Annotated in this window: 1 protein-coding gene; it reads right to left on the reverse strand. The window is 43.0% G+C overall.

Annotation, left to right across the window (positions count from 1 at the left end; all coding sequences use genetic code 11):
* Positions 1-39: 39 nt before the first annotated feature.
* Positions 40-1,115 (reverse strand): IS3 family transposase gene (locus ACG9ZB_RS16660; RefSeq protein ID WP_152342372.1). Its coding sequence is split into 2 segments (ribosomal slippage): positions 40-863 and positions 863-1,115, totalling 1,077 coding nucleotides; the frame shifts between segments, so codons are not numbered across the junction.
* Between the last annotated feature and the right edge of the window lie 23 nt (positions 1,116-1,138).

A 1,138-nucleotide genomic window follows, 5' to 3' on the forward strand; every position in this document is an offset into this window, starting at 1 on the left:
GGTAATCCTCCCATAAATAACCGAAGTTAAAAGTAGAGGTTAAGCAGCCATTAGAGGTGGCCTTCCTTTGTTTGCTTGGTGTGGTCTTTCATAGTTGTAATGCCACAGCCAACTCGTTGCATAATCTTGTACTTCTTCCAGTGTGTCAAATAGATGCTTGCTTAGCCAGCTATAACGTATAGTCCGATTATAACGTTCAATATACGCATTCTGCTGTGGCTTACCTGGTTGAATATATTCAATACGAATACCTTGTTCAGTTGCCCAGCGTACAAATTCATGACTGATAAACTCCGGGCCATTGTCACACCGAATAACTAACGGCTTTTCTCGCCACTCCAGCAACTGATTCAACGTACGAATAACTCGGATTGTAGGTAATGAGAATCCTGCTTCAATCGCTAAGCCTTCTCGACGGTAGTCATCAATCACATTTAATAATCGGAACTTTCGACCATCGATCAGCTGATCATGCATAAAATCTAATGACCAGACCTGATTTTCTCGGATTGGTTCTTTCAATGGTTCAGGCGCGTGCCGTTTTAGTCTTCTTCTCGGTTTAATACGCAGATTTAGTGCCAACTCACAGTAAATGCGGTAAACCCGCTTGTGATTCCAGCAGTGATTCTCAACATGTCGTAAATATGAGAAGCACAGACCAAATCCCCAATCGGAATTTTCCTCAGTGAGTTCAATGAGCTGTTTAGCAATTAATGCATTGTCATCGCAAAGTTTAGCCTGATAACGGTAGCAGGTTTCACTAATGCCAAATGCAGAGCAAGCTAAACGGATACTAACCGCATGCAGGGCAACGGCTTGTTGAGCCATCTGACGTCGGCAAGATGGCTTCACCACTTTTTTGACATTGCTTCCTGAACAATCTCTGCCTTTAATCGCTCTTCAGCATACATTTTTTTTAGTCTGGTATTTTCTGCTTCCAGCTCTTTCAGTCGAGCCATCAATGAGGTATCCATACCGCCATATCTGGCACGCCATTTATAAAACGTGGCATTACTCATGCCATGTTCACGACAAAGGGTGGCTACAGGTGTGCCAGATTCTGCCTGTTTCAAGATGGACATGATCTGACTGTCAGTAAATTTAGATGTTTTCATGCAGAATCTCCTGCTCGTATCTT

The sequence above is a fragment of the Acinetobacter johnsonii genome (genome assembly GCF_048551975.1).
GTDB classification, from domain to species: Bacteria; Pseudomonadota; Gammaproteobacteria; order Pseudomonadales; family Moraxellaceae; genus Acinetobacter; species Acinetobacter johnsonii_A.